At 71.8% G+C, this 4734-nt stretch carries 6 protein-coding genes; all 6 read left to right on the forward strand.

Annotated features, from left to right (window positions below; all coding sequences use genetic code 11):
* The first annotated feature begins 171 nt into the window (after positions 1-171).
* The 6 genes from sufD to ACIBR0_RS16680 are packed head-to-tail and all read left to right on the forward strand — an operon-like array spanning position 172 to position 4604.
* Complete coding sequence (gene sufD / locus ACIBR0_RS16655; RefSeq protein ID WP_396716430.1) at positions 172-1314, forward strand: Fe-S cluster assembly protein SufD; 1143 nt, start codon at positions 172-174, stop codon at positions 1312-1314.
* A complete protein-coding gene (locus ACIBR0_RS16660) occupies positions 1314-1640 on the forward strand; it encodes a non-heme iron oxygenase ferredoxin subunit (RefSeq protein ID WP_396716432.1) in 327 nt (108 codons plus the stop codon). The genes sufD and ACIBR0_RS16660 overlap by 1 nt, the downstream gene beginning before the upstream one ends.
* Entirely contained in the window at positions 1640-2413 is a 774-nt protein-coding gene (gene sufC / locus ACIBR0_RS16665) for a Fe-S cluster assembly ATPase SufC (protein ID WP_357038972.1), read from the forward strand. Before ACIBR0_RS16660 ends, sufC begins: the two co-directional genes overlap by 1 nt.
* A 6-nt stretch (positions 2414-2419) precedes the next feature.
* A complete protein-coding gene (locus ACIBR0_RS16670) occupies positions 2420-3724 on the forward strand; it encodes a cysteine desulfurase (protein ID WP_396716434.1) in 1305 nt (434 codons plus the stop codon).
* On the forward strand, positions 3724-4200 hold the full coding sequence (sufU, locus tag ACIBR0_RS16675) for a Fe-S cluster assembly sulfur transfer protein SufU (RefSeq protein ID WP_357038966.1): 477 nt from the start codon (positions 3724-3726) through the stop codon (positions 4198-4200). Before ACIBR0_RS16670 ends, sufU begins: the two co-directional genes overlap by 1 nt.
* A complete protein-coding gene (locus ACIBR0_RS16680) occupies positions 4197-4604 on the forward strand; it encodes a metal-sulfur cluster assembly factor (RefSeq protein ID WP_396716436.1) in 408 nt (135 codons plus the stop codon). Before sufU ends, ACIBR0_RS16680 begins: the two co-directional genes overlap by 4 nt.
* Positions 4605-4734 lie beyond the last annotated feature (130 nt).

A 4734-nucleotide genomic window follows, 5' to 3' on the forward strand; every position in this document is an offset into this window, starting at 1 on the left:
CCGCAACGGCGCGCCCGTGGGGGACCCCCCGGGCCCACACGGGGGGGGGGGGGGGGTTGTGGGGGGGGGGGGGGGGCCCCCCCCCCCCGCCCGGGGGGGGGGCCCGCCCCCCCCGCCCCGCCGCTCCGAGCACCAGACACCGTCGTCGTTGCAGAACAGACCAAGGAAGAGATGACTACCCAGGCTTCCGCGCCGCCCAGCACCAAGACGCAGGCGCTCCGCTCGTACGACGTCGCCGACTTCCCGGCCCTGACGGGCCTGGAGGAGGAGTGGCGTTTCACCCCGCTCAAGCGTCTGCGCGGGCTGGTCGGTGGGGCGCAGGCCGCCACCGGCACGGTCCGGCACGAGTACGGCGACCTGCCCGCGGGCGTCACCGTCGCGCGGATCGGCAAGGACGACCCGCGGGTGGGCAGCGTGCTCACCCCGGTCGACCGGGTCAGCGCGCTGGCGTACGGCGGTGTCGAGCAGGCCCTGCTGGTCGAGGTGGCGCGGGACGCCGTGGTGGCGGAGCCGGTGACCCTGCGGGTGGCCGGTGACGGCGCCGAGGGGCTCGCCTTCGGGCACACCTTCGTCGAGGTGGGCCGGTTCGCCGAGGTGACCCTGGTGCTGGAGCACGTCGGCTCGGCGACCCTGGCCGACAACGTCGAGGTGTCGGTGGCCGACGGCGCGAAGCTGACCCTGGTCACCGTCGCCGACTGGGCCGCCGACGCGGTCCAGGCCCAGCACCTCAGGGTGCGGCTGGGTCGGGACGCCAAGGCCATCCACATCCAGGTCAGCCTGGGCGGCGACCTGGTCCGGCAGTACACCTCGGTGGAGTACACCGGGCGGGGCGGCGAGGCCGAGCTGTACGGCGTCTACTTCGCCGACGGCGGGCAGCACCTGGAGCACCGCCAGCTGGTCGACCACAACGTGCCGGACTGCCGCAGCTACGTCGGCTACCGCGGTGCCCTGCAGGGCGCCGACGCGCACACCGTCTGGGTGGGCGACGTGCTCATCCGGGCCGAGGCGACCGGCACCGACACGTACGAGATCAACCGGAACCTGCTGCTCAGCGACGGCGCGCGGGCGGACTCCGTACCCAACCTCGAGATCGAGACCGGCGAGATCGCCGGCGCCGGCCACGCGAGCGCGACCGGTCGCTTCGACGACGAGCAGCTCTTCTACCTGATGGCCCGGGGCATCCCGGAGAGCGAGGCCCGGCGCCTGGTGGTGCGCGGCTTCTTCGCCGAGCTGATCAACAAGATCCCGGTGGAGTCCCTGCGCGAGCGCCTGGGGGACGCGATCGAGGCCCGGCTGGCCAAGGCGGGCGCCTGATGATCAGGATCTGCTCGACCGAGGACGTGCCGAAGGGCACCGCGATCAGCGCGGACGTCGACGGCACGCAGATCGCCCTGGTGCACGCCGAGGACGGCTCGTTCCACGCCGTGTACGACGAGTGCTCGCACGCCGCGGTCGCCCTCTCCGAGGGGGAGGTCGACGGTTGCACGCTGGAATGCTGGCTGCACGGTTCCCGTTTCGACCTGAGGACCGGCGAGCCGACCGGGCTGCCCGCCACCGAACCTGTTCCCGTCTACCCCGTCGAAGTCCGCGACGGCGACATCTACGTCAGCCTGACGCCGAGCAATGGAGTGACCCGATAATGAGCACCCTGGAGATCCGCGACCTGAAGGTGTCGGTCAAGCTGCCCGAGGGTGAGCTCAAGCCGATCCTTGACGGGGTAAACCTGACGGTCAAGTCGGGCGAGACCCACGCCATCATGGGCCCCAACGGCTCCGGCAAGTCCACCCTGGCGTACTCGATCGCCGGTCACCCCCGGTACGAGATCACCGGCGGCTCGGTGACCCTCGACGGCGAGGACGTGCTGGCCATGTCCGTCGACGAGCGGGCCCGCGCCGGTCTCTTCCTGGCCATGCAGTACCCGGTCGAGGTCCCCGGCGTCTCGGTGGCCAACTTCCTGCGTACCGCCAAGACCGCCATCGACGGCGAGGCGCCGAAGCTGCGCACCTGGGGCGGCGAGCTGCGCGGCGCCATGGAGCGCCTCCAGATGGACCCGGCGTTCGCCCAGCGCAACGTCAACGAGGGCTTCTCCGGCGGTGAGAAGAAGCGGCACGAGATCGTGCAGCTGGAGCTGCTCAAGCCGAAGATCGCCATCCTCGACGAGACCGACTCCGGCCTCGACGTGGACGCGCTGCGCGTGGTCAGCGAGGGCGTCAACCGGGTCCGGGACACCGGCGACACCGGCGTGCTGCTGATCACCCACTACACGCGGATCCTGCGCTACATCAAGCCGGACTTCGTGCACGTCTTCGTCGCCGGCCGGATCGTCGAGCAGGGCGGGCCGGAGCTGGCCGACAAGCTCGAGGCCGAGGGCTACGAGCGCTACGCCGCCGGGGCCGGTTCGGCGAAGGCCTGATCGACCGTGACCTCGATCGCGATCCCGGCGGGCATGCCGCAGTACGACGACGTGCCCCGGTACGACGTGGCGACGGTGCGCGCCGACTTCCCGATCCTCGACCGGGAGGTCAACGGGCACCGACTGGTCTACCTGGACAGCGCCAACACGTCGCACAAGCCGCGCCAGGTGCTCGACGTGCTCGCCGAGCACTACGCCCGGCACAACGCCAACGTGTCGCGCTCGGTGCACACCCTGGGCACCGAGGCGACCGAGGCGTACGAGGGCGCGCGGGCCAAGGTCGCGGCGTTCATCAACGCGCCGAGCGTCGACGAGGTGGTGTTCACGAAGAACTCCACCGAGGCGATCAACATCGTCGCGTACGCCTTCTCGAACGCCACGCTGCGGCCGGACGGTGACCCGCGGTTCAAGCTGGGCCCCGGCGACGAGATCGTGATCTCCGAGATGGAGCACCACTCGAACATCGTGCCGTGGCAGCTGCTGGCCGAGCGGACCGGCGCGACCCTGCGCTGGTTCCCGGTCACCGACGCCGGGCGGCTGGACGAGTCGGGCCTGGAGGACCTGGTCACCGAACGGACGAAGATCGTCTCGCTGGTGCACATGTCCAACATCCTCGGCACCGTCAACGCCACGTCCCGGATCACCGCGCGGGTCCGCGAGGTGGGGGCGCTGCTGCTGCTCGACTGCTCGCAGTCGGTGCCGCACATGCCGATGGACGTGGTGGACTACGATGCGGACTTCATCGTCTTCACCGGGCACAAGATGTGCGCGCCCACCGGCATCGGCGTGCTCTGGGGCCGGGCCGAGCTGCTCGCGGCCATGCCGCCGGTGTTCGGCGGCGGTTCGATGATCGAGACGGTGTCGATGGCGGGCTCCACGTTCGCCGCGCCGCCGGCGCGGTTCGAGGCGGGCACCCCGCCGATCGCCGAGGCCGTGGCGCTCGGCGCGGCCGTGGACTACCTGACCGGCATCGGCATGCGGGCCGTCCAGTGGCACGAGAAGCAGCTGACCGCGTACGCCCTGGACGCCCTCGCCTCGGTGCCCGGCCTGCGGATCTTCGGTCCGTCGGTGCCGGTCGGCCGGGGTGGCACGATCTCCTTCGCGCTGGGTGACATCCACCCGCACGACGTGGGGCAGGTGCTGGACTCCCTCGGCGTGCAGGTGCGGGTGGGCCACCACTGCGCCCGCCCGGTCTGCGTCCGGTTCGGGGTGCCGGCCACGACCCGCGCGTCGTTCTACCTCTACACCACCACCGAGGAGATCGACGCCCTGGTGGCGGGCCTGGAGCAGGTGCGAAAGGTGTTCGACTGATGCAGCTCGACCAGCTCTACCAGGAGATCATCCTGGACCACTACAAGCACCCGCACGGCCGCGGCCTGCGGGACGCCGACGACCCGGCGGACCGGGTCGCTGAGGCGCACCACGTCAACCCGACCTGCGGGGACGAGGTGACCGTCCGGGTGACCACCGACGGCGAGGTGTTGCACGACGTCTCGTACGACGGCATGGGCTGCTCGATCAGCCAGGCCTCGGCGAGCGTGCTGCACGAGCTGCTCACCGGCCGGGGCGCCGGCGAGGCGTTCGAGGTGCACGAGGCTTTCCTGGAGTTGATGTCCGGCCGTGGCCAGGTCACGCCGGACGAGGACGTACTCGGTGACGGGGTCGCGTTCGCGGGTGTCGCCCGCTATCCCGCCCGGGTCAAGTGCGCGCTGTTGCCGTGGATGGCGTTCAAGGACGCCGCGGCACGCGCCGGTGTGGGCGCGAGCCCGACGGAGGTGAAGGCATGAGCGAGGACACTGCCACGGCGGCGACGCCGGAGACCGGTGAGCCGGCCGCGACGGACGGCACCGCGCCGGCGGCCGGCGGCAAGGCCGCCGTCGCCGACATCGAGGAGGCGATGAAGGACGTCGTCGACCCCGAGCTGGGCATCAACGTGGTCGACCTCGGCCTGGTGTACGGCGTGCACGTCGGCGACGACAACGTCGCCACCCTGGACATGACGCTGACCTCGGCGGCCTGCCCGCTCACCGACGTGATCGAGGACCAGGCCCGGCAGGCGCTGACCACCGGTCCCGGCGGCGGACTGGTCGACGACATCCGGATCAACTGGGTGTGGCTCCCGCCGTGGGGCCCGGACAAGATCACCGACGAGGGGCGTGACCAGCTCCGCTCCCTCGGCTTCAACGTCTGATCGTCACCTCGTCGAGCGCGGCACCCCGGCCCCGGGGGCCCGCTCGACCCCGCGCGGGGTGCCCCGGCCACCCCCGAGGGGCGCCCACGCCGGGTACTCGCCCCCCACCCCAGAGAGCCTCGCGGGGACA

Origin of the sequence: Micromonospora sp. NPDC049497 (assembly GCF_044465805.1) — a bacterium.
Classification (GTDB): domain Bacteria; phylum Actinomycetota; class Actinomycetes; order Mycobacteriales; family Micromonosporaceae; genus Micromonospora.

Coding starts and splice junctions, on each gene's coding strand:
- sufD (WP_396716430.1), top strand. CDS start 172: ATGACTACCCAGGCTTCCGCGCCGCCCAGCACCAAGACGCAGGCGCTC.
- ACIBR0_RS16660 (WP_396716432.1), top strand. CDS start 1,314: ATGATCAGGATCTGCTCGACCGAGGACGTGCCGAAGGGCACCGCGATC.
- sufC (WP_357038972.1), top strand. CDS start 1,640: ATGAGCACCCTGGAGATCCGCGACCTGAAGGTGTCGGTCAAGCTGCCC.
- sufU (WP_357038966.1), top strand. CDS start 3,724: ATGCAGCTCGACCAGCTCTACCAGGAGATCATCCTGGACCACTACAAG.
- ACIBR0_RS16680 (WP_396716436.1), top strand. CDS start 4,197: ATGAGCGAGGACACTGCCACGGCGGCGACGCCGGAGACCGGTGAGCCG.